The organism is Thalassobacillus devorans (genome assembly GCF_900176565.1).
GTDB lineage: Bacteria > Bacillota > Bacilli > Bacillales > Halobacillaceae > Thalassobacillus > Thalassobacillus devorans_A.
On sequence record NZ_FXEH01000006.1, the window covers coordinates 319,368 to 342,751 of the forward strand.

Sequence of the window (23,384 nt, forward strand, 5' to 3'; positions counted from 1 at the left end):
GAATGTAATATGCAAAAGAGAATTCCGGTAACGGTATTAAGTGGATATTTAGGAGCGGGAAAAACAACATTATTGAACCATATCCTCCACAATAAAGAAGACCTGAAAGTAGCGGTGATCGTCAATGACATGAGTGAAGTCAACATTGATGCTGACATGATCAAACAAGGTGGTTTCAGCCGCACGGAAGAAAAGCTCGTAGAATTGCAAAATGGCTGTATCTGTTGCACATTGCGGGAAGACTTGATAAAAGAAGTAGAAAAACTGGCTGCTCTTGACATCGATTATATTGTAATCGAATCGACTGGGATATCAGAGCCAATTCCTGTTGCGCAAAGTTTTACATATGAAGAGTCAGACCTCGGAATAAACCTCGGGGAAACATGTCGGCTGGATACCATGGTCACTGTGGTCGATGCCAATCGTTTCTGGGAGGATTATAATTCCGGGGATCGCCTTCTTGACCGTAATCAAGGGGCGGATGAAACTGACGAACGAGAGGTCATTGATTTGCTCATCGATCAAATCGAGTTTGCCAATGTCCTTGTTCTAAATAAGACGGATCTAATTAAGGGAGTCGATGTCAACAAATTGAAAGCAGTGCTGAAACAATTGAATCCGGAGGCGAATATTATAGAGACCCGTTACGGGAAATTAGCACTCGGTGAAGTGCTGAATACTCAATTATTTGATTTTGAAAAGGCTAGTCAAGGAGCAGGCTGGATTAAAGAGCTAAATGAAGAGCACGTACCTGAAAGTGAAGAATATGGCATCAGTTCTTTTGTTTACCGCAAACAAAGACCATTTCATCCCGAACGGTTGATGCAGTGGCTTGAAGATTGGCCGGAAGAGGTAGTAAGGGCCAAAGGTTTTTTTTGGCTGGCATCAAGAAATGATATTGCCGGGTTATTATCTCAAGCAGGGTCGTCCCTTACGATTCAGGGAGCAGGAGACTGGATTGCTGCATATTCCGTGGAAGAACAGGAAGAAGTCCTGCAGGATGATACTCAAATGGCCGAACGCTGGGATGAACAATACGGAGACCGGATGACCGAGCTTGTTTTTATTGGAATTGACATGGACAAAGAGAAAATAACGGAGACACTGAATCGATGTTTGTTGACGAATGCAGAGATGACGATGGAATGGGCAAAATTCCACGATCCTTTACCTGAATTTCTAACAGCCCACGAATAAGTGTTAAAGGAGGAGGCATCCGCATGCATCTGATGAAAATTCGATCAAAACCACTTCCGAAACATCCGGTCGTTTATATGCCTGCCAGTCTTTGTAAGGAGCTCGAAATTGATGTAGGAGAGCAAGTTGATATTACGTATGAATCTCAGCATATTTATATTGAAAAAGCATGCCCGGATACTACCCATAACAAACGATACATTACAGAGACGAATTCGATTAATATCCCGAAAGAAATTGTAAAAGAATTAGAGATTAAGCCTTACCAGCCTTACAGTCTTTTTTTAGATCAAGAGAATAACAGATGTATTATCTCTATGCATTAGCAAGCAGCTGTTTCTCTTGATTATTCTACTATCGCTATTATGATAGTGATTTCTTTAAGATCCAAAAAAGATTAGTTTACAAGAATGATGGGTTCGGCTACAATAAGGTTAATTTCATATCATACGAACAGGTCCTTAAAGGGAAGCCTTTAAGGTGAAAAGGGGAAGTTGGTGAAAGTCCAACACGGTCCCGCCACTGTAAGCATTCTTCATTAGAATGTAAGTCAGGATGCCTGCCTGTTTGTCGCAAAGTTTACCCTTCGAGGAAAAAGGGAGGCTTGTAAGTACGTAGAATTCATATGCTGCATATTCTGCCTATTTAGAGTCGCACCTTCCTTTTGAGGAAGGTGTTTTTTTAATTCCATAAAAAGACTGAGGAGGAGATAGGATGAAAAAGAAGCAGGGCTTGACACTGGTTTTTACCGGTGATGGAAAAGGGAAGACAACGGCTGCAACCGGGCTTGCTGTCCGGGCATTAGGCCATGATAAAAAGGTGAAAATGCTGCAATTCATCAAGTCCCCGAAACGCCCTTATGGTGAAAGAAAATCACTGTTGAAACTGGGGGCCGAGATCATTCAGCTGGGTGAAGGATTCACCTGGACAAAAACACCGGAAATCCACCGGGAAGCATTAAAAAAAGCTTGGGCTGTCGCCAAGGAAACGGTGCTGTCCGGTGAGTATGATGTCGTGATTCTGGACGAGCTGAATAACGCCCTGGCCATCGATTCGTTTCCAGTCGATGATGTGCTGCCGCTGGAAGAAGTAATTGAGCTTATCCATCACAAGCCCGAGCATGTCCACCTCGTGATCACCGGAAGAAGTGCTCTCCAGGAGGTAAAGGATGCCGCCGATCTTGTATCTGTCATTGATGTCGAGAAGCATTATTATGACGAAGGAATTCCTGCCGTCCGTGGTGTTGAATTTTGACTGCCCGCCGCCTCGTTATAGCTGGTGTGTCCAGTGGTGTCGGCAAGACGAGCATTACGATCGGGTTAATGGCTGCGTATATGAAAAAGGGGCTCACAGTGCAGGGCTTCAAATGCGGTCCTGATTACATAGACCCTTCCTATCACGCCGCGGTTACCAGCCGTCCATCCCGCAACCTGGATAGCTGGATGCTCCCTGAAGATGTGATGACGGAAGTTTTCGTCAAGGGAAGTGAAGGGGCAGACATATCAATCATCGAAGGTGTGATGGGCTTTTATGATGGCAAGTCACCGACTTCCAACCAAGGGTCGACGGCAGAAATTAGTACGATCCTTTCCAGTCCGACGATTCTGATTGTCGACTGCTCGGCGATGGCCCGGAGTGCCGCTGCTATTGTGAAGGGCTTTCAGTCATTGGACCCCGGGGACAACATTGCTGGTGTGATTGCTAATAAAGTCGGCAGCGCTGGGCATTATCAATTGATCAAAGAAGCGGTGGAACAGGAGTGCGGCATTCCGGTCTGTGGATATCTTTTGAAAAATAAAACCATCGAGATGCCGGAGCGGCATTTAGGTCTCGTGCCTTCGATCGAGCGTGGGGAACTGGATGAACAGCTGGAACAGTTAGGAGAAGCGATTGCCGAAACGATCGATGTGGACCAAATCTATCAAATCAGCGAACAGTCGGCCCTGGCAGCTGAGCCTGCTATGTTTCAACGAAAAAGCGCGATTGATGTCACCATTGCGGTAGCACGTGACGAGGCGTTCAACTTTTATTACCAGGAGAATCTGGAGCTGATCGAAGCTTATGGGGCTAAGATTGTTTATTTTTCTCCCGTAAAAGGGGAAGTACTTCCACCTGACGCGGATGGCCTCTATTTAGGCGGTGGTTTCCCGGAACAGTTTGCAGAGGAACTGGCGGAAAATCGTGAGGTCAAACTGACTATTAGAGAGGCAGTTGAGAACGGTCTCCCTGTACTAGCTGAATGCGGTGGGCTGATGTATCTATCGGAATCGATCACGACGATCGATGGCAAAACCTATCCGATGGCAGGCGTGCTTCCGGGAAAGACAGAAATGCAAGCGAAACTAGCAGCGCTTGGCTACCGGGAAATCTCCGGACTTGCGAACAACTATCTTTTTAAAGACGACATGGAAGTACGAGGGCATGAGTTCCATTATTCCATTTTTACACCAACAGGTGAGCTGCCTGGTGCTTATCGGGTGAGCAGCAGGTTCGGAACGGGAGAGGAAGGATTTCTCTATAAAAATGTGGTTGCCGGTTATACGCATATCCATTTTGCCTCTAATCCTGACGTGCTGGAAAACTTTTTGCGCGTCTGCAAGGACCAGAAGTATGGGGAGTAAAAAAGCAGTCCCGGTCATGATTCAGGGAACGCATTCTGATGCGGGAAAAAGCATCCTCGTTACCGCCCTGTGCCGGATTTTTACGGAAGACGGCTACCGGACGGCTCCGTTCAAGTCGCAGAACATGGCGCTGAATTCCTACATAACCGTCGATGGCAAAGAAATCGGACGAGCCCAGGGCGTCCAGGCGGAAGCGGCCGGCATCCCGGCAACTACGGATATGAATCCTGTCCTGATCAAGCCGAACCGTGATAACGATGCTCAGATTGTTGTGCATGGTAAGCCGGTGTCGAACATGAAGGCAAGCGCTTACCGTTCGGAATACTACGAAACTGCAAAAGAAATAATTGCAGAGGCTTACCTCCGGCTTGCAGACAGTTATGATCGCATAGTCATCGAGGGAGCCGGAAGTCCGGCTGAGGTTAACCTGAATGACCGTGAGCTTGTCAATATGAGCGTTGCAAAACTGGCCGATGCACCGGTGATATTAGTGGGAGATATAGATAAAGGCGGGGTGTTCGCCAGTCTTGTAGGTACGCTCCAACTGCTGCAGCAAGCAGACCGTGACCGAATTATTGGAGTGGTCATTAATAAATTCAGAGGCGACAAAACGCTGCTGGATCCCGGACTGGCATGGTTTGAGGAATATACCGGAAAACCGGTGCTTGGTGTCGTTCCTCATATTCATGACCTTCGTATCGAAGCGGAGGATTCATTAAGCCTAAGCCGGTATACGAGAAACGAGAACACGGACAAACCGATTGATATTGCAATCATTGAATATCCGAAGATTTCTAACTTTACCGATATAGATCCATTCCTGGTCGAGGAAGATTGCCATGTCCGGTTTGTGAAGGAAGCGGCTGAGCTGAAGCAGCCGGATATCATCATTATGCCTGGCAGCAAAAATACGATCGAGGATCTGGTTTATGTGAAGGAAAAAAGGCTGGATCAGGCTATTATTACAGCACATCAGCATGGCTCTGTGGTGGTTGGTATTTGTGGCGGGTATCAAATGATCGGGTCCAACGTAAGAGACCCATATCAGATGGAGACCAGTCTGGAAGAAGTCCAGGGTTTGGAGCTGCTTCCGGTCGAAACGACTATAGCCAGACACAAAAAGACGGTCCGATCGAGCGGGAGCGTGGATTGGAATGGTCGCACCATCGCTGTAGAAGGATATGAAATCCACATGGGGACAACGCTAGCCGGAGAAGGGGTGGAACCTTTTATTACCATGTATGGACAGACCGATGGTGGACGTAAAGGAAATGTGACCGGCACTTACTTTCACGGAATATTTCATAACGATATCTTTCGAAAAGAGTTCTTGAATACGCTCCGAGTAAACAAAGGTTTGGATCCCATCCAGCCGTCAACCTCATTCCAGAGCTTTCAGGAACAGGAATTCGACCGGCTAGCAGCACATATTCGTAAAGCGATCGATATGCCAAAACTCTATGAACAAATAACTACATTTACGACAGTCGGGGGAGTTCGATGAATAAACAATTGCAGGAACTGATCCAATCGATTGAACCGGTAAGCGAGGAGAAAATCAGTTACACGGCTCGTTATCTGGATACATTGACAAAACCGCCAGGAAGCCTTGGGAGACTGGAGGAAATCGCTAAGCAGCTTGCGGGTATCACGAATCAGGAAGCACCACAGGTTTTCCCAGCCGGAGTTCTGGTATTTGCCGGTGACCATGGCATCGTAGAAGAAGGTGTATCCGCTTTTCCGCAGGAAGTCACCATCCAGATGATAAGGAATTTTCTCGATGGCGGGGCAGCCATCAATGTTTTTGCTCGGCAAATCAGTGCCGAACTCCAGGTAGTCGATGTCGGTGCTGCTGGTGAGATTCACGATGAACGCCTCGTTTCCAGGAAAATAGCTGCCGGGACAGAGAATTTTTTGAAGAGGGATGCCATGACGAATGAGCAAATGGATGCGGCCGTGCTGGCGGGTGCCGAGTCAGCGGAGACGATGATTGCCCGGGGAATAAAATGCCTCATCGTAGGTGAGATGGGGATCGGGAACACAACCCCAGCCAGTGCACTGGTGTCCGTACTTACAGGCTGCAGCGTGGTACAGGCGGTTGGTCACGGAACAGGCATTACAGCAGAGATGAAACAGCACAAAAGGAAGGTCATTGAAGAAGCAATCAGTCGCCGGGGACCGGATCAAGAGAACCCGTTAGATGTGCTTAAGAAACTGGGGGGTTATGAAATTGCCGCAATAACAGGGGCAATACTAGCAGCTGCACAGGCCAGAATCCCTGTAATCGTAGATGGCTTCATTTGTACATCAGGGGCGCTGGTCGCCTCCCGAGTTAATGAACACATAACAGGTTATTTATTTGCCGGTCATGTGTCACAAGAACCGGGGCACAAAATTGCCCTGGAGGATATAGGGATTGCCCCGCTGCTTGATTTGGGGCTGAAGCTTGGGGAAGGAACAGGTGCAGCTCTTTCCTTTCCAGTACTGGAAGCGGCAGTACGAATGCGGAATGAAATGGCTACATTCGATGCCGCCGGTGTTACGAACAAGTGACCAGCCGAAAAACGCCTACTTAAAATAAGGGGATTTTTGCAAAAAACAACTGTGTTTGATAAATAGGAAGGAAGTGGCAGGAAAAATGATGACAAGCAAAACAAAAATTTCGTTATTAACTGTTATTTTTGCGATCTTCATGGCTGTGATGGTCGGTTGTGGAGCGACAGAAGGAGGAAACGAATCCGACGGAAATACCAACGAACCAGCAGACAGTAGTGAAGAAACACAAGGGGAAGCTTCCGGAGACTCCTTCCCGCTGACCGTTGAAGATGGGGCGGGCGAACAGGTGGAAATAGAGTCAGAACCCGAAACGATTGTATCGGTACAAGCCAGTAATACGGAGATCGCTTTCGCACTCGGTCAGGGTGAGAAAATGATAGGTGTCTCGGATTATTGCAATTATCCGGAAGAAACTGCTGATATTGAAAAAGTCGGCGGTCAGGAAATGAATGTGGAAAAGATCTTGTCGATGATGCCGGATATGGTCCTTGTCACAACTTTCCACCATGAGAACCATTCTGCTGTGCTCGATCAATTTGAGGAAGCTGGCATCGATGTGGTTGTCGTGGGTGATGCCAATTCATTTGATGCGGTCTATGACAACATTCAGATGTTAGGAAAAGCGACAGGAAGTTCAGATAAAGCAGATGAAATTGTGTCAGACATGAAGAACAGGTTAGCTGACGTGAAAGACAAAGCAAAACAAGTGGAGGAAGTGAAAGATGTCTGGGTCGAAGTGGCACCAGCTCCGGATATTTTTACAACAGGCACAGGCACATTCATGCATGAAATGCTGGAAGCCATCAATGCCAATAACGCAGCGGCGGATGAAGAAGGCTGGGTCAAATTTACAGAAGAAGAGGCGGTTACATTGAACCCGGAAGTCATCATCACCACTTACGGATATTATGTGGAAAATCCGGAAGAGCAAGTGCTGAACCGCGAGGGATGGAGTGAAGTGCCGGCGGTTGAACAGGAACAGGTATTTGATGTTGACAATGACACCGTTACAAGACCCGGGCCACGTTTGATTGATGGAGTTGAAAGACTTGGTGAACTCATTTACCCAGAAGTTTTTAGTGAATAAAATTTTTTGGATATATGTAATCAGTGGAGGGTTTGTACTTGGTACAGCCCTTCTTGGGTTATTTGTCAGCAGTGTATCTTTTCCAATGACAGCTGTCCTGGACGTTCTCTCATCGAAGCTTTTCGGGACGCCAATATTTGGTCATGAGGCTGCTGGAAATATTGATGTAATTATCTGGGAAATCCGTTTCCCGCGGGTATTGCTGGCGTTATTCGTCGGTGCATCGTTATCGATTGCAGGCGCATCTTTCCAGGGACTTTTAAGAAATCCACTGGCGGACCCGTATACGATCGGTGTTTCTTCGGGCGCGGCACTTGGAGCGGTTTCTGTTCTCTATTTTCAACTATCGATCGCTTTCCTGGGAAGCTATACACTTCCCGTTGTTGCTATTCTTGGCGGGTTTATTACGATGATAATAGTATTTGTCATCACTCGGATCTCCAGTCGCGAATTGAATATCGAGACAATCATCCTGGCTGGAATCATTATCAGCGCCTTCATTGGGGCGATCATTTCCCTGATCATCGCACTCAGTGACAGGGAAGATATGCGCCAGATTCTATACTGGCTGATGGGAAACATCGGGATGAGAGGGTGGAGTCACGTCCAGCTGATCGTTCCGTTCTTTATCGTGGGTGTCATCCTCCTGTTGTCACGCACGCATGATCTCAATGCTTTTGCACTTGGTGAGGAATCAGCAGGCCACTTGGGAGTCAATGTCCAGGGCGGAAAGGTGCTGATCTTAGTGGGAGCCTCGTTACTGACGGGTGCATCTGTGGCTGTTTCGGGTTCAATCGGATTCGTCGGCCTTGTCATTCCGCACTTTGTCCGACTCATCACGGGTCCGGATCATAAGCATGTCCTGCCGTTGTCGATGCTGACAGGAGGTGGATTTCTTGTCCTGGCTGATTTGATTTCGAGGTCGATTATCGCACCGAAGGAACTGCCGATTGGTGTCATTACCGCTTTGATTGGCGCGCCGATATTTGCTGTGTTACTGGTTCGTGAACGGATGAAAAAGGGGTGAAGGCATGATAGAAGTGAAGAGCCTGTCAGGCGGTTACCAGAAGGAGGATATCCTGAAAGATATCAACCTGACGATAGAAGAAGGGGATTTTTTTGCTTTGATTGGACCGAATGGCAGTGGCAAAACGACCCTGCTGAGGCTGATGACGGGAGCATTAGAACCTTCCCAAGGGAGCATATATGTATCTGGAAAACCGATTCAATCGTACTCCTCCAGAAAAAAAGCCCAAATCATGGCGGTTCTGGCCCAGAGTTCTCATGTGGAATTTGATTTTTCTGTGGAGGAAATTGTCATGCTTGGGCGCTACCCGCATCAGAAAGGGCTGATTAAGCATATTTCCCGCAGGGACAAGGAAGTGGTTTCCGAAGTAATGAAGAAGACGGAAGTCTATCATTATCGAAACAAGCCGTTCAAATGGCTGAGTGGCGGGGAAAAGCAGCGCGTACTGATGGCCAAAGCACTGGCCCAGGAGCCGAGAATCCTGTTTTTAGATGAGCCGACCAACCATCTGGACGTCAAACATACCGTCGACATGCTGCAGCATTTAAAAGAGCATCAGAAAAATCGCCAGATGACGATTGTCGCCATCCTCCATGATTTGAACACGGCTGCTTTGTTTGCTGATAACTTTGCTGCTCTTCATCAAGGCCGGTTGATGAAAAAAGGCGACCTCTCGGTATTAAAAAATGAGACCTTATTACAAAAGGTATATGAGGTCGATATCAAGCACCATAGTCATCCCACGCTCGCAAAACCGCAGATGCTCGTGGCTCCGGAAGGGATGCATCATAGGAAACTTTCTACCTTAAAGGCGGAGGTGGAACAGAGTGAGCAATACATTCATATTGCCTATCCTCGTCCACTCCGGGTGCTCTCCAATGCTGTAGTGGGAGGAGGATTACAGTGGCTCAGCCACTTTTGTAATTTCCATGTGCCAAAAAATTACGATTGCCAGGACCCTGCCGCCGATGTCCTCGAATGGCTGGAGGAAGCGAATATTCCTGCCGGTGACACATTGGGGATGATGACAGCAGTCAAGCTTGCGGACCAGGCGTTCGTAAGAGAGACGATCATGGACACGCCTGTTTTCACGGTCGTTACCGCCGGAGTTGGCAATGCAGTAGATATTACAGAAAATCACCCGGCAGAGGAAGAATGGCAGGTCGGTACCATTAATATCATGGTGTTTCTTGACGCCCATTTGACGGATGGGGCATTCGTCAATGCTGTCCAGTCTGCGACCGAAGCAAAAACGAAGGCACTGGCGGACATGCAGGTGACCGACCCGGCTACAGGCAGCATGGCAACTGGTACATCAACAGACAGCATTGCTATTGCAGCTACCCAGCATGGAGAATCAACCCCGTATGCAGGTTCCGGGACCAAGGTTGGGAAGGCAATTGGACAAAGCGTCTACCGTGCTGTCACCGAAGCGATTGAAAATTATCGACAGAGGATGAACGGTTAGATGGCTTTTTTGGAATATCATCTGTATCTTATTCTGGCAGCAATCGTACTCGAGTTAGTTATCGGTGATCCTAAATTTTTCCCTCATCCGGTAGTGATCATAGGAAAAATGATTTCTTTTTTGGATGAAAAATGGAACAAGGGAATGCACCGAAAAGCGAAAGGATTCCTGCTGCTTGGAGTGGTTACCGTCACGGCATATTTAATGATTGGCATGGTTGTTTTCCTTGCTGGACGCATTTCTTTCTGGGCAGGAGCGGTGCTGGAAGTTTACTTTATCTCCTCGACGATAGCTATCAAAGGATTGCAGCAGGCAGGTGAGGAAGTCGGAAGGCCGTTGCGAGAAGGTGACCTTCCTTTGGCGCGGAAGAAACTCAGCTATATCGTCGGGCGTGACACAGAACAGTTATCGGAAGGAGAAGTTGTTCGTGGCACCGTTGAGACGGTTGCCGAGAATACTGTCGATGGCATTACCGCTCCGATATTCTGGGCATTGCTCGGTGGTGCACCACTTGCTATGGCCTATCGGGCAGTGAACACCCTGGATTCGATGGTCGGATACAAACAGGAGCCATATGAAAAATTCGGATTTGCTTCTGCGCGGTTTGATGACTTCGTCAACTGGATCCCTGCCCGGATCACGGCTGTTTGTATGTGGCTCGCTGCCTGGTTTCACCCCACGCTAAAAAAAAGGAATGCCTTTTGGGTGACACTTCGTGATGCCGGCAAGCACCCAAGCCCGAACAGTGGCTGGCCGGAAGCGATGACGGCAGGTCTGCTCGGTGTTGAGCTTGGTGGTATCAATTCATATAAAGGAAAGGTATCGAAGCGCAGCAAAATTGGCAATCCATTAACAGCATTGAAAAAGGAACATATTGATCAGTCGGTCATTATCATGCACGGCGGATGGCTGATGTTTGTAATACTTATAAGCTTGCTGCTATTTATAAGTTAAGGAGGAAACGTTATGGTACTACCTGCACACGGTGGACAGCCTGCCCGTATTGCCGCTTCTATTGGCATGGAAGCGGAAGGGAGAGTCTATGATTTCAGTGCCAACATTAATCCCATTGGTCCGCCGTCCTGGCTGGCCAGGCAGCTTCCCCGGCTTATGGAGGAAACAGCGAACTATCCAGACCCTGAATATAAAGAGGCGTACGCTGCTCTTTGCCGACAAGAAGGGATGAATCCGGTACAGCTGCTATTGACCAATGGAGGAGCGGAAGCCATTTACCTAATCGCCCAGTTATTTCATGGAAAAAAATCATTGATCATCGATCCGACTTTTTCTGAATATGAGCGGGCCTGTCGTGCATTCGACATGGAGATTACACATCTCCGGTTAAATCTGGCGTTCCAGTTTCCTGTGGAAGCGATGGCGCAGAGAATGGCTGAAGTGGACGTCGTATTCCTGTGCCGGCCGAACAACCCGACAGGAACCATACTGCCACTCACAGAATTGGAACGTTTACTGAAACTCGGACTGGAAACGGGGACAACTTTTGTCATAGATGAAGCATTTGTGCATTTTCTTTTTGAAACGGAGCTTTCTGTTAAGAAGCTGCTTACTTTCTATCCTAACCTGATTGTCCTTCGGTCGTTAACAAAGATTTTTGCCATTCCCGGCCTTCGGGCAGGCTATATCATGGCTGGCGGTGACTGGATCCAGAAACTGCAGAAAAAGCAGCCGCCATGGAGCGTCAATGGCATAACAGCGGGCTTATTACCAGAACTGCTGACTGATGAAAACTTTATGGTAAGGACGAAAGACTGGCTGAAGGGTGAGTGTGAGAAACTTACGGAAAACCTGACAGCCCTTGGATTTATACATACCGTATCGAGCGTCAACTTCTATTTACTAAAGGACGGAAAGAGACCAAACGACACAGAGAAGCTGTTCCGGTTTTTAGTAGCACATAACATCATTCCCAGGCATACAGACAATTTCAAAGGGCTGGATGGCTGTTACCTGAGGCTTGCTGTCAGGAGTGCGGAAGAAAATGATTATCTGCTCCATGTGCTGAAAAAATGGAGGGATCAGCCGTGTTGACATTCATTTCTGGTGGTGCTCGTTCAGGAAAAAGCAGCTTTGCAGAAAAGCTGGCACTGGAAAGCTATCACAAGCATAAGGGTGGAAATTTGTATTATGTTGCAACTTCTTTGCCATCTGACGAAGAAATGAAGGCACGGATTGCTCGCCATCGTAACGATCGGAAAGAAGAATGGCAGACCATCGAGGCGCCGATACATATTAAAGAAAGTTTACATGACATACAGAAAGAAAGTACCGTACTGATTGATTGCCTGACGGTGTGGCTCGGTAACAGACTTTATATCGACCAGGCAGACTGGGAGACCATCATCCAGGAAGTGAGCGGCTGGCTCCAGGCGGCCCGGGGGCGGCAATTGAACCTGTATGTGGTGTCCAATGATATAAATGAAGGAATGCCAGCGAATGCGCGCAGTGTGGCTGCTTATATTTATATGCTGGAGAAGCTGCACCAGCATATCATCGCAAGCTCAGAGGAAGTCTATCAGGTGATTGCTGGACTTCCTGTGCAATGGAAGGGTGATTGAATGAAAGGTTTAAGTTATGGGCTGGTACTTGCTCTGCAATTTTTGACCCGGATTCCTATGCCCGTGTCCGTTCCTTGGGAAAAAACTGTCTTAAAGGGCGCATTAAAGTCTTTCAGTTTAGTAGGGTTTATCCTGGGCATCCTGGTGATTGCGATTTATGTTTTCATAGGTGGCTGGCTGCCCGCATGGTTTACGGCCCTAATGCTGCTTTCTGTTTGGACAGCGCTGACTGGAGGGCTCCATCTGGACGGGCTGATGGATGTAGCAGATGCTGCCGGCTCAAATGCACCCGTCGAAAAGAAGCTGGCAATTATGAAAGACCCCCAAGTCGGAAGCTTCGCGATGCTGACAGCGATCTTTTATCTATTATGGAAATTGGCGCTCCTTTATGGCCTGCTGACCGCTAATGCTATGGATGTTCAACTGGCTGCCGGGATGTTCGTACTGATTCCGGCCTGTAGCAGGTACCTGGCTATTCTCCTGTTACGAACGACCCCGACGGTCAAACGGAAAGGTCTTGCCTACACGTGGCAGGAACACCTGTCGACTGCGGATGTCCTCTTTGGAGTGATACCGATTGTTGTGATCGCAGTGTTTGTACCGCAGGCCTGGCTGCTACTGGTCGGTTATGGATTATTTTTCTTTTTGTTACGCAGATGGTTTCTTAACAAATTCAAGGGCATCAATGGCGATATGCTGGGCACCGCGATTGAAGGAGGAGAGCTATGGGGACTTGTGATGGTGTATCTATTTATTTTATTCGTCACGGGATGACGAAGGGCAACAAAGAAAAGCGCTATCTCGGTCATTCGGATGAGCCTCTGCTGTCGGAGTTTCTGCCTGATTTGTTTTCGTTAAAAGAGCAGTTATCGTGGCTTGCGTTCGATCAGATTTATACAAGTGACCTGAATCGTTGCCGAAAAACGGCAGAATACCTTGTTCCTGAAAAACTTGCATGTGCCGATCCGGACCTGCGTGAAATGAATTTTGGTGATTGGGAAGGGTATACGCATCGGGAACTCCAGAACGACCTTCGTTATCAACACTGGATTTCACAGTGGCAGACATCGTCCCCGCCTAATGGGGAAGACTATCCTTCGTTCAGAAGGCGAGTCCGGTCATTTCTAATAGAATTACTGGCAATTAATAATAGTAGAAACGTGTTAGTAGTCACTCATGGCGGTGTTATTCGTGAAATCATGAACGGTTTTATTCCGGGTTTATCTTTTACAGATACAATAATCCCCAACGGGGGCGGCATTCGTATGGTATTCAATCAGGATGGAGGTGACTGGAAATGCAGCTCGTGGTCGGTGGTGCCTATAGTGGGAAAAGAAAGTTAGTGAATGAAGAGTTTTCTGATTGTCAGTGGCTTTCCGCCTATGAAAACCAGCTATTGGACCAATGGAAATTAATCAATAACACCGCTGACTCGCCTATCGTAATCGAAGGATGGGAAGTGTGGATCCGCGAGGAATGGAAGAAAGCCGGCGAGTTGGAATCCGTGAGAAAATACTTCGAATCTATATTGTCAGAAATGCAACAGGTCGAAAAACGGACCCAGCAGCCGGTTATTTTGATTATGCTTGAAATGGGCCGTGGTGTTGTCCCTATGGACAAGGATGAACGGGCCTGGCGAGACTTATCGGGGTGGGTACTGCAGGCAGCGGCAGAGAAAGCGGAAACTGTCCATTATTGCTGGCATGGCCTGTCGAGGCAGTTGAAATAAGATGAGAGTTTGTTTTGTCAGGCATGGGGAAACAGACTGGAATGCAGAAGGAAAACTGCAAGGGCATACAGCAACTTCACTTAATGAGACAGGAATTCGGCAAAGCCGTCAATGTGCAGAACAGTTAGCGGTGGAAACGTGGGACGTAATTCTCAGCAGTCCATTACAGCGGGCACGGGAATCAGCTTATATCCTTTCTGATTATATGGGGGTCCCCCATTTCGTTTCACATCTTTTTACAGAACTTGATTATGGCCATTGGAATGGTCAAACCAGAGAAAGTTTAATCCATGATCCATCATTCAGGAAATGGTATGACATGGCAATGCATAAGTTGGAAAAGCAGGTTAAAAGCGAATGGAAGGCACTCTGTCATGCTTACAAAGATGACGCTGTTGTTGTGGTGACGCATGGATTAGTGCTCCAGCAGCTGGAAAAGGTGCTGGAGCAGAAGTGTACATCAGCCGGTGAGCTTGTTTCCAATGGTAGTTTCATATATATTACATTATAACTATCTTTTTACAGGTTAAGGGGGAGAGCGATGTTTTCGAAAGAAGAACGGGACGCAATCTATAAAGTTATTTATACTCGAAGAGATATTCGGAGTTTTTTACCCACACCTATAGAAGAAGATGTCATTCAACGAATTTTCTTGAAGCAGCTCACCATGCACCATCGGTAGGGTTTATGCAGCCATGGAATTATATCTTAATATCATCAACAGAAATCAATGAACAGTTAGCCTGGGCTGCAGATAAGGAAAGACGGGCATTAGCCATTCATTATGAAGGGGAAAGAGAGACTAAATTCCTCAGTCTGAAAGTCGAAGGATTAAAGGAAGCTCCGTTAACGATATGTGTGACATGTGATCCCACCAGAGGAGGGTCCCATGTGTTAGGCCGTAATTCCATTCCGGAAACCGATGCATTATCAACGGCGTGTTCGATCCAGAATATGTGGCTGGCAGCATGTGCGGAAGGCCTGGCCTTGGGCTGGGTAAGTTTTTATAAAAAGAATGATGTGCGTGATATCCTGGATATACCGCCGCATGTGGACCCCATTGCGCTTTTGTCCGTAGGATATACAGATGAATATCCGGACAAGCCGATCTTAGAGTCCGCCAATTGGGAAAAGAGAGCAGAGTTAGACCGGCTTATTTTTGAAAATAAGTGGGGCGGGGAGTACAAGGAATAATGCACTCCAATAATAGTAATGGTATTACAAATAAGACAAAGGGTGAAATGATTTTACCCTTTGTCTTTTCATTTGTTTTCTGTACTATGGTGAATTATTTGACTTTACTCTGACTCTCGATTTCAAACAAAATGTTACCCCAATAATGTATTTTAGTTCTTGAGATGAATTGTCATATCTTAATAATAAATTATACGCTATAATTTTAACTGAGTGGGGGATGCTTTATGCGTATAAAATCAAGGGATAAAACGATAATATTTGTCCTGCTATTTATTTTTATAGCTGTGCCTTTACTTGGCTGTGAACAGGACGAAACCCAATGCAGGCCGGCCCCCCAGACATCATGAGCTGGAATATTATACAGACTCCAGTGAGAACTCTTTTATCGAAGATGGAAAACTGGTCATTAAAGCGGAAAAAGAAGTAGAGCCGATCACGGATGAATTTGGCTCTTATGACTATACTTCCGCGAAACTGAAAACAAAAGGTCTGTTCAGTAAAAAGTATGGCAAATTCGAAGCTAAGATGAAACTGCCGGAAGGACAAGGGTTTTGGCCTGCGTTTTGGATGATGCCGGAAGATGATGTGTACGGTCCGTGGCCCACGTCTGGTGAGATTGACATTATGGAAGCAGCCGGTAATGACACGAGCAATATCGGCGGAACGATTCACTATGGGGAAGAATATCCGGACAACACATACCGGGGCACTGAATACCATTTCCCTGAAGGAGAAGATTACACAGACTACCATACGTATGCAGTGGAGTGGGAGCCTGGTGAAATCCGCTGGTATGTAGACGGAAAGCTGTACCAGACACAGAATGAATGGTTCAGTAAGGGGAAAAATCAGGGTGATAAGTACGCATTCCCTTCTCCGTTTGACCAGGAATTCTACTTGATTCTGAATTTGGCTGTAGGCGGCTGGTATGGAGGTAATCCGGATGCAACAACCGAATTCCCGGGCCAAATGGAAGTGGATTATGTCCGGGTGTATGAATTGACCGGTAGAGATTATAAAGAACCGGTGGAACCGGTTATAGAGGAAGAAACGTTACCGGAAGATGCCAAGCAGCCGTTAGAAGATGGCAACTTTATTTACGATCAGAACTATGAACAAGCAATTACACTAGTGGATCAGCCGGAGGACGAGTTTCATCCAACCCTTTGGAATTTTTTGCAGTTACCGGATTTTGAAGGAAAGGGAAGTCTTACTACGGAAGAAGTGGACGGCTCTGTTTTTGCAAAAACGGAAATCGAAAATCCTGGTAATGCCTTATGGGCGCTACAGCAGATACAGAAACTGCCTGTCCTGAAAGGTCATACGTACGAGGTGACGTTTGATGCAAAATCAGACACGAATCGAAACATAATGACCAAGGTATCCGGCGGAGCGGAAAGAGGCTATGCCAATTATTCTGGTGAAAAAACAATGCAATTGAGTCAGGATGTCCAATCCTATTCCTACACTTTCACCTTGAATCAGGATACAGATTTAGGGGCAAGACTGGAATTTAATATGGGAGGAAATGGTACTGCTCCGGTATGGATTGGGAACGTACGCGTAGAGGATATTACAGATGAGGTAGGGCAGGACGAGTCAAAACCAGCTTTAGGAGATGGCAACCTGATTTATAATGGTACCTTTGATCAGGGGGATATGACACGCCTTAACTATTGGGAGCTATCTTTGCAGAATGATGCAGCAGCGGAAGTGACTGTTCCGGAGACGACACGAGAAGCGGAAATCACTGTGGAGAATGGGGCAGAACAGCCGGGAGACATCGTCTTTAAGCAATCCAGAATCCCTTTGCAGGCAAATGAAGAATACGAACTTACTTTTGATGGCAAAGCCCCTGAAGTAACAAGTATTCAGATTGAAATCGTAAGTGAGGATGGATCTGTCAGTTATTTACGTGGGGAAACGGTGCAGCTTACTAATGAAAGGAAAGCTAACACCATCGCTTTCCAGATGCCGGAAGATATATCTGATGAAGAAGGGCAATTAAGATTTTTGCTCGGTGGCCAGGCAGAAGATGTCTACTTAGATGATATCAGGCTTATCCAGACCTCCAAATCTATCGATCAAGCGCCACTGAAAAATGGTGATTTTTCAAACGGACTGGAATCATGGTCGCAGTACATCCACTTTGATGCCCAGGCACAAGCTTCCGTGGTCGATGAACAGTTGCAGTTGGACATTGAGAATGCAGGGAATGAGACCTGGAGTGTGTTAGTGGAACAGCCGAACCTGTCTTTGAGCAAGGATATCACGTATTCACTATCATTTGATGCCCGTTCTACGGCAGCAAGGGATATCGAAGTTACGCTTGAAAATACGGCCTATCACCGTTATTTTAGTGAAGTAGCTTCCTTGACGGAAGAAATGCAGCACTACGAGTATGATGTTACTATGACAGACAATGATACCGCTTCGTTGAAATTTCTAATGGGTAATTTCTCAGGGCAGCATGAAATTTACATTGATAATGTGAAGCTTGAAGTAAAATAAGCTTGTAGGAACACGTTCCTTTCTTTGGATCGTGTTCTTTTCTTTATTCAGCTTATCTAATGACCGTTAGAAGATGACAAGGTGACGTTAATGGTCCTTATAAAGGTGTTTATGTACGTTACGTGAAGGTGGTTGCCGTAGACGGTCTTTAAAAGTCGTATAAAGACCGTAAGCAAGCAGGTTAGTAAGTGTAGTAGTCTTAATAACAGTATAAAACACAAGAATCTAAGCTTGCCGGAAATTATTGGATTTGATGGGGGCGCATATGAAAATCCTTAGCAATAATAGGGGGAGACAAAATCCCCGGATATTTAGTGTGGGCGGAGCGGCATGTACTAGGAGCCTGTTGATCCCATATTGGTTCTCATGATAGAAGAATAAAAGAGATAGACTCCTTCCAGCTAGATACCTAGTATGGAAGGAGTTTATGATTATAAGAAGAAAGTAACGTATTTATATAAGAAGAAGGAAATTCAGGATTCTTTGTAATTTGGACAGAATTATGACTGTGGCACATACAACACGACTAAAGCTATTAACCACCCTTATAGAAATGATAATAGCCCTGTTCTATCAAATGAAAGAGGGAAGCGTAGTCGGTTCGAGGATTGTTAGCGTATTATTGAATGTGTTCAAGTTAACCGTAGCCCCTATTGGAATGGCAGCTTTATATGTCCCGTGTGCTGTAGCAAGATTAGTCATAAGCGGTTTATTTAATGGTACGATAAATTCGTTGATCAGGTCTTCGTATGTTTTCCCATAAGATTCCTGACATTCTGTACATTCTCCCATAACGATACCGATACAATCCCGGAACTTCCCAGCCATTCTTAAATGTTCTATATATCGGTAGATGGTGTTGATGGGTTCATGTGTATCTTCGATGAGCAGTATTTTTCCCCGTGTATCTATTTCAAAAGGAGTACCAAGCGTACCAAGTAATGACGTGAGATTTCCTCCGACAATCGGACCGGTGACATTCCCGGCATTTTTGCTGATTAACGGCATGTCCGGAGGGTTTAATATTTGCCTCATTGGTGCAGTATTGGTAACAGCAGTAAAAAATTGATTGAAATTATACTCGGGTGTGCTTGCATTAAAATCCACGAGCAAAAGGCTCTGGAATGTGGTCATGCTGGTAAATTGGTACAACGTATTTAATAGTACCGTAATGTCACTGTACCCGCTTAGGATTTTAGGGTTTCGCTGTATAATCGGGTAGTCAAGATAGGGGAGAATTCCTGCAACTCCAACCCCTCCCCGTGACGGCAAGATCATCTTTACCTGAGGATTGGTAAACATACTCATTAGATCTGCCGCACAATCCTGAGCTGTTCCTGCTATAAAGCCATCTCGGGCGTAAACGCTTTGGCCAAGAATTGTTTTAAACCCCATATCTTCTAACATTGCTATTCCAGTCTCGACTTCATCCCTTTCTGGCGGGCTTCCCAATGTAACAATACCGATTGTATCTCCGCGTTGTAATGCGGACGGCAATATGGGCATAGAAAAAACTCCTCTCCGGAATCCAATAGCTATATGTATTTTATGATACCAAGATACTAAAAATTAACGACACTTTAACTTTATTGAAGAGCCTGGGTTGTATCGGCCGGGTGGAAATCAGCAGATTAATTTTGGCAATCCCCTGACTACATGGTATACCTCCCTAACTAGAGGGGATAGCGCCCTAACTCAAAGGGATAGCGCGGAATGGAATTTTTTTGCGGCAAATTTAAAAAAGCCAGCTCCCATTAAGCAGGAGCTGGCTTTTATTTATCTGACTTCTGATAGAAAAAGGCTGGCATATGTGAGAAAAACTTTTATTCTATCACAGTTCAATAGCTGCTAGATTGCGGGCTGCGGGATGCCATCTCTTTCTTTAGCAGGGCGTCCAAAACGCATCAGCCTGGTAGCGTTGAGAATAACGATGAGGACACTTGCTTCATGAATAAACATGCCGGATGCCAAATGAATACTTCCCAGAAGGACGCCGGTCAACAAAATCAGAACCGTAAGGACAGCAAAAGTGGTATTCTGTTTCATATTCCGGGTTGTTGCTTTGGCTAGTGCGTGCGCATGGGCGAGCTGGTTCAGTTTGTCGGCCATCAGGACAACGTCTGCGGTCTCCATGGCGATGTCTGTTCCGCCTGCACCCATGGCAAGCCCGATATCCGCACTGGCGATGGCGGGGGCGTCATTGATTCCGTCACCAGCCATTGCTACCTTATGACCTGCTGCTTGCAATTCCTGGACAAAGGCGGTTTTTTCTTCCGGCAGTAGTTCCGCGTGGAATTCATCGAGCCCGAGCCGTTCGGCAACAAGCTTCGCTGTATGCGGGTTGTCCCCGGTCAGCATGATGACCTGTCTAACCCCGTTATGACGCATGGCAGCTATTGCTTTTGCAGCTTCTTCTCGTATCCTGTCGGCAATCGAAATCACACCGGAAATTTTCCCGTCAATCGCTGTGAATATCGCAGTGTTCCCTTGTTTTTCGCGTTCTCGGGCATATGCTTCTATTTCCGACGGCACGCTAATTTTTTCCTTTGCCATCAGTTTTGCGTTGCCAATCAACAGATGGCGACCTTCTACCGTAGCGATGAGGCCGGCACCTTTGATGACATCGCCGGTAACTCCAGCCGTTATCGCCATTCCTCGATTGTTTGCTTCCATTACAATAGTCCGTCCGAGATGGTGTTCGGAAAGAGTTTCCGCCCGTGCAGCTAAGCGAAGCAGTTCGTCTTCACCCTCTTCATGAAAAGTCTTGATCCCGGTGATTTCCGGTTTACCTTTGGTTAGTGTGCCGGTTTTATCAAAAATCATCGTATCGATTTTAGCAAGCCGGTCCATCACATCCCCGCCTTTGACGAGCACCCCATGTTTGGCTCCGTTACCGATACCGGCAACATTCGAGACAGGAGCGCCGATCACCAGCGCTCCGGGACAGGCGACGACAAGGAACGTGATGGACAGGTGGAAGTTTTGGGTCAGTAAATAGACGAGCACGGCCAACAGGACAACAGCAGGCGTATAAAAAGCAGCGAACCGATCGAGGAACTTTTCGGTTTTGGATTTCGTTTCCTGTGCTTCTTCGACCAGTTCAATGATTTTAGCAAAAGTCGTATCATCGCCGACTTTCTCAGCGACCACTTCCAGGTACCCGTGATCGACGATCGTTCCGCCAAAAACGTGGCCGTCTTTATGTTTGGTTACAGGCACCGATTCCCCGGTAATGGCGGCTTCATTGATGGAAGCTCGGCCGTTGATGACGCTGCCGTCAACCGGAACCTTTTCCCCGGAGCGGATGATTACCTTGTCACCCGGCTGCACCGCTTCTACGGGAATGGTGACTTCCTGGTCTTTCTGGAGAATGACAGCTTCCTGGGGCGCCATATCGATGAGTTCTTTCAGGGAAGCACGTGTTTTCTCCAGGGTCCGTGCCTCCAGGTAAGCCCCGAAAAGGAAGAGGAAGGTAACCGCAGCGGATTCGACATATTCACCTATGATAAGCGCGCCGATTACGGCAATCGTCACCAGCAATTCAATGCTGAAAGCCTTGACCCGGAGGGCCTGAATCGCTTTGATCGCGATTGGCACACCGGCAATGAAGGTCGCCAGGATTAGAGCCACCTCCTGAATGGTTGCAAATCCGGCAAGGTAGCTAGCGGTGGCCGTTAAAAGCAGGAAGCCGGAAACGCCAGTTATGTGATTGATATACTTTTGAACCCATTTCATCATTATCCCTCCTTTACATCATTTTCGCGGCATTCACCGTGAACCCCAATGCGGTCACTGTAGCTTCCAGCTGATCGGGGTTCACGAGGTTTTCTTCAAACTGGATTTTCACCTTGCTGGAATGGAACAACACTTTTACGTACGTAACACCTGCCATTTTTGCTATGGTTCCTTCGATTTTTTTAATGCAGGATGGACAAGTCAGCGGCTCTAATTTTAAGTGGATCGTTTTCATAAAAAATCTCTCCTTTGCCTTGTATGGTTCAAGCATACTGGGTTTGCAAAAAAGAATCCTTGACGCAGGTCAAGGATGAATAAAAGCACATAAAAAAGCGCCGATCCTGTATCTGTAATACATGGATTAGGCGCTTAAAGGCTTTCTAATCGACCTTTATCAAGGATACGAAAGGTTTTTGGGTTCACTTTTTTGATGATGTTCTGCGTTTCTAAGTCAGCTATTCTCCGGCTGATCGTTTCCGGAGTTGTTCCGAGAAAGGAAGCCAGGTCTTTTTTATTCATCGGCAGCCGAATGATATCGCTGTCTGCTGCTTCTGCCAAATCCGCCAGATAAAGGGCGAGGCGTTTCTCGACACTTTCGGTTGCGAGGACAGTCGTCTGTTTTTCGGAAGCTTCCAGTCTTCGCGAGTAGGCAGCCAGTATATTTAATGCGATCGAGGAATATCGCATTAAAAAATCCTGGAGGTCTTTCCGGCGAATCGTGCAAATCGTGGCCGGCTCATTGGCTTCGGCAAACGATTCATGGAGCGATTCACTGAACAATGCATACTCTCCGGTAAAATCTCCAGGATGCAAGAGGCGTACCATCTGCTCTTTGCCGGAATCGGAAACCCGATATATACGTACCGATCCGGTGTTCACGATATATAGGGAGTCAGAAGGATCCCCGGCGTGGTAAATAATTTCTCCTTTTTGATAGGAAACCGATCGGATAGCCTTGGTTATTGCATTCATCTGGTCACTATCGAGGTGATTGAATATCGGCACCCGGGCGACGCAGGTATGACCGTGGCCTTCATGGTGACAATGGCGACAGGTTGGCTGATTGTCGGAATGTGTTTCCATCCAGGCTTCCTCCTTCCATTTTCTTTCATTATATCACCTTATGTTCAGCCTCAAAAAAATATTGTGAAAACTTGATCTGGGTCAAAGATTTTCTTAAAGGATGGGAGGATACTGATGGTAAAGGAGGAGATGGATATGCCAACACAAGAATCACTCCCTATTAACTACGAAGTGGACCGCATGATTAATGAAGGGTTGGGAGGAGGTCTTATCCGTAGCGAGTATGAGGCGTGTCGTTTTGATCCGAAAGGAAAGGAGGAAGAATTATGACTGCATTTTATATCCCTGAGGTTTATGCTGTGATCGTCTATGCGGGAGTAGTGGCGCTGGTAGCGTCGGTTATCCTTCGCAGTGGGAAAATGGCTGTCGCAGAAATGGCGGTGTTAGCGGGGCTCATGTTCTGGTTCAATGGACTGCTGCTGATAATCGGAGGCATCGTTCAGCTGGCGATCAGTGTGTTCTTGTTCGGCCGATTGATAACGGCAGTTAATCGCAATTATCGGCTGGTGTTAGAAAAAACACATCGCATTCCAAGGGTAATGACGGAACGAGGCGCAGACGGAGCTCAGTCATCTTTTTTATAGCACAGGGCAGGGG

23 protein-coding genes, 1 pseudogene and 1 riboswitch are annotated in these 23,384 nt (G+C 46.8%); of the genes and pseudogenes, 20 read left to right on the top strand and 4 right to left on the bottom strand.

The features are described from left to right. Positions 1 to 9: 9 nt before the first annotated feature. The 18 genes and pseudogenes from B9Y67_RS12545 to B9Y67_RS12630 all read left to right on the top strand — a co-directional run bounded on the left by B9Y67_RS12545 (position 10) and on the right by B9Y67_RS12630 (position 17,969). Positions 10 to 1,197: a GTP-binding protein gene (locus tag B9Y67_RS12545; protein WP_085507045.1), complete on the top strand. Its 1,188-nt coding sequence runs from the start codon at positions 10 to 12 to the stop codon at positions 1,195 to 1,197. Between the two features lie 23 nt (positions 1,198 to 1,220). Then, positions 1,221 to 1,523: a hypothetical protein gene (locus tag B9Y67_RS12550; protein WP_085507046.1), complete on the top strand. Its 303-nt coding sequence runs from the start codon at positions 1,221 to 1,223 to the stop codon at positions 1,521 to 1,523. A 112-nt stretch (positions 1,524 to 1,635) separates the two neighbouring features. Continuing rightward, positions 1,636 to 1,778: riboswitch (cobalamin riboswitch) on the top strand. 133 nt (positions 1,779 to 1,911) lie between these two features. Continuing rightward, positions 1,912 to 2,451, top strand: coding sequence for a cob(I)yrinic acid a,c-diamide adenosyltransferase (locus B9Y67_RS12555; protein WP_085507047.1), 540 nt, complete (start codon positions 1,912 to 1,914; stop codon positions 2,449 to 2,451). Continuing rightward, positions 2,445 to 3,818 (top strand): cobyrinate a,c-diamide synthase, encoded by a 1,374-nt coding sequence (locus B9Y67_RS12560; protein WP_139823796.1) that lies wholly within the window; start codon positions 2,445 to 2,447, stop codon positions 3,816 to 3,818. The genes B9Y67_RS12555 and B9Y67_RS12560 overlap by 7 nt, the downstream gene beginning before the upstream one ends. Beyond that, entirely contained in the window at positions 3,808 to 5,322 is a 1,515-nt protein-coding gene (locus tag B9Y67_RS12565; protein WP_085507049.1) for a cobyric acid synthase, read from the top strand. The genes B9Y67_RS12560 and B9Y67_RS12565 overlap by 11 nt, the downstream gene beginning before the upstream one ends. Further along, positions 5,319 to 6,371: a nicotinate-nucleotide--dimethylbenzimidazole phosphoribosyltransferase gene (cobT, locus tag B9Y67_RS12570; protein ID WP_085507050.1), complete on the top strand. Its 1,053-nt coding sequence runs from the start codon at positions 5,319 to 5,321 to the stop codon at positions 6,369 to 6,371. The genes B9Y67_RS12565 and cobT overlap by 4 nt, the downstream gene beginning before the upstream one ends. 88 nt (positions 6,372 to 6,459) lie before the next feature. Further along, entirely contained in the window at positions 6,460 to 7,461 is a 1,002-nt protein-coding gene (locus B9Y67_RS12575) for an ABC transporter substrate-binding protein (protein ID WP_139823859.1), read from the top strand. Next, positions 7,409 to 8,488 (top strand): FecCD family ABC transporter permease, encoded by a 1,080-nt coding sequence (locus B9Y67_RS12580; protein WP_085507052.1) that lies wholly within the window; start codon positions 7,409 to 7,411, stop codon positions 8,486 to 8,488. Before B9Y67_RS12575 ends, B9Y67_RS12580 begins: the two co-directional genes overlap by 53 nt. A 4-nt stretch (positions 8,489 to 8,492) precedes the next feature. After that, positions 8,493 to 9,956, top strand: coding sequence for an adenosylcobinamide amidohydrolase (locus B9Y67_RS12585; protein WP_085507053.1), 1,464 nt, complete (start codon positions 8,493 to 8,495; stop codon positions 9,954 to 9,956). After that, positions 9,957 to 10,910 (top strand): adenosylcobinamide-phosphate synthase CbiB, encoded by a 954-nt coding sequence (cbiB, locus tag B9Y67_RS12590; protein WP_085507054.1) that lies wholly within the window; start codon positions 9,957 to 9,959, stop codon positions 10,908 to 10,910. It begins immediately after the preceding gene. A gap of 12 nt (positions 10,911 to 10,922) precedes the next feature. Beyond that, complete coding sequence (gene cobD, locus B9Y67_RS12595) at positions 10,923 to 12,005, top strand: threonine-phosphate decarboxylase CobD (protein ID WP_085507055.1); 1,083 nt, start codon at positions 10,923 to 10,925, stop codon at positions 12,003 to 12,005. Next, the gene (locus tag B9Y67_RS12600; protein ID WP_176223994.1) at positions 11,999 to 12,532 is read left to right on the top strand and encodes a bifunctional adenosylcobinamide kinase/adenosylcobinamide-phosphate guanylyltransferase; all 534 of its coding nucleotides are present in this window, start codon (positions 11,999 to 12,001) and stop codon (positions 12,530 to 12,532) included. The genes cobD and B9Y67_RS12600 overlap by 7 nt, the downstream gene beginning before the upstream one ends. Continuing rightward, the gene (gene cobS, locus B9Y67_RS12605) at positions 12,533 to 13,306 is read left to right on the top strand and encodes an adenosylcobinamide-GDP ribazoletransferase (RefSeq protein WP_085507057.1); all 774 of its coding nucleotides are present in this window, start codon (positions 12,533 to 12,535) and stop codon (positions 13,304 to 13,306) included. Further along, the gene (gene cobC / locus B9Y67_RS12610) at positions 13,258 to 13,875 is read left to right on the top strand and encodes an alpha-ribazole phosphatase family protein (protein ID WP_085509174.1); all 618 of its coding nucleotides are present in this window, start codon (positions 13,258 to 13,260) and stop codon (positions 13,873 to 13,875) included. The genes cobS and cobC overlap by 49 nt, the downstream gene beginning before the upstream one ends. After that, a complete protein-coding gene (locus tag B9Y67_RS12615) occupies positions 13,830 to 14,261 on the top strand; it encodes a bifunctional adenosylcobinamide kinase/adenosylcobinamide-phosphate guanylyltransferase (RefSeq protein ID WP_085507058.1) in 432 nt (143 codons plus the stop codon). Before cobC ends, B9Y67_RS12615 begins: the two co-directional genes overlap by 46 nt. Before the next feature lies 1 nt (position 14,262). After that, positions 14,263 to 14,772 carry a histidine phosphatase family protein gene (locus B9Y67_RS12620; protein WP_085507059.1) on the top strand — a complete coding sequence of 170 codons (510 nt, stop codon included), beginning with the start codon at positions 14,263 to 14,265 and terminating at the stop codon, positions 14,770 to 14,772. Between the two features lie 30 nt (positions 14,773 to 14,802). Beyond that, positions 14,803 to 15,455 (top strand): annotated as a pseudogene (gene bluB, locus B9Y67_RS12625) (5,6-dimethylbenzimidazole synthase). A 303-nt stretch (positions 15,456 to 15,758) separates the two neighbouring features. Next, a complete protein-coding gene (locus tag B9Y67_RS12630) occupies positions 15,759 to 17,969 on the top strand; it encodes a carbohydrate binding domain-containing protein (RefSeq protein ID WP_254901856.1) in 2,211 nt (736 codons plus the stop codon). 573 nt (positions 17,970 to 18,542) lie between these two features. Here the strand turns inward: B9Y67_RS12630 and B9Y67_RS12635 are convergent. The 4 genes from B9Y67_RS12635 to B9Y67_RS12655 form a co-directional block, all read right to left on the bottom strand. After that, entirely contained in the window at positions 18,543 to 19,475 is a 933-nt protein-coding gene (locus tag B9Y67_RS12635) for a S66 peptidase family protein (RefSeq protein WP_085507061.1), read from the bottom strand. 342 nt (positions 19,476 to 19,817) lie between these two features. Next, positions 19,818 to 21,704 carry a heavy metal translocating P-type ATPase gene (locus B9Y67_RS12645; protein ID WP_369668758.1) on the bottom strand — a complete coding sequence of 629 codons (1,887 nt, stop codon included), beginning with the start codon at positions 21,702 to 21,704 and terminating at the stop codon, positions 19,818 to 19,820. A 13-nt stretch (positions 21,705 to 21,717) separates the two neighbouring features. Continuing rightward, positions 21,718 to 21,939, bottom strand: coding sequence for a heavy-metal-associated domain-containing protein (locus B9Y67_RS12650; RefSeq protein ID WP_085507064.1), 222 nt, complete (start codon positions 21,937 to 21,939; stop codon positions 21,718 to 21,720). A 134-nt stretch (positions 21,940 to 22,073) separates the two neighbouring features. Next, positions 22,074 to 22,787, bottom strand: coding sequence for a Crp/Fnr family transcriptional regulator (locus B9Y67_RS12655; RefSeq protein WP_085507065.1), 714 nt, complete (start codon positions 22,785 to 22,787; stop codon positions 22,074 to 22,076). Positions 22,788 to 22,922: 135 nt separating this feature from the next. On the opposite strand from B9Y67_RS12655, the gene B9Y67_RS21030 reads away from it, so the two are divergent. Beyond that, on the top strand, positions 22,923 to 23,057 hold the full coding sequence (locus B9Y67_RS21030; RefSeq protein ID WP_254901797.1) for a hypothetical protein: 135 nt from the start codon (positions 22,923 to 22,925) through the stop codon (positions 23,055 to 23,057). Next, positions 23,054 to 23,371, top strand: a complete 318-nt coding sequence (locus tag B9Y67_RS12660) for a hypothetical protein (protein WP_085507066.1) — start codon at positions 23,054 to 23,056, stop codon at positions 23,369 to 23,371. Before B9Y67_RS21030 ends, B9Y67_RS12660 begins: the two co-directional genes overlap by 4 nt. Positions 23,372 to 23,384 lie beyond the last annotated feature (13 nt).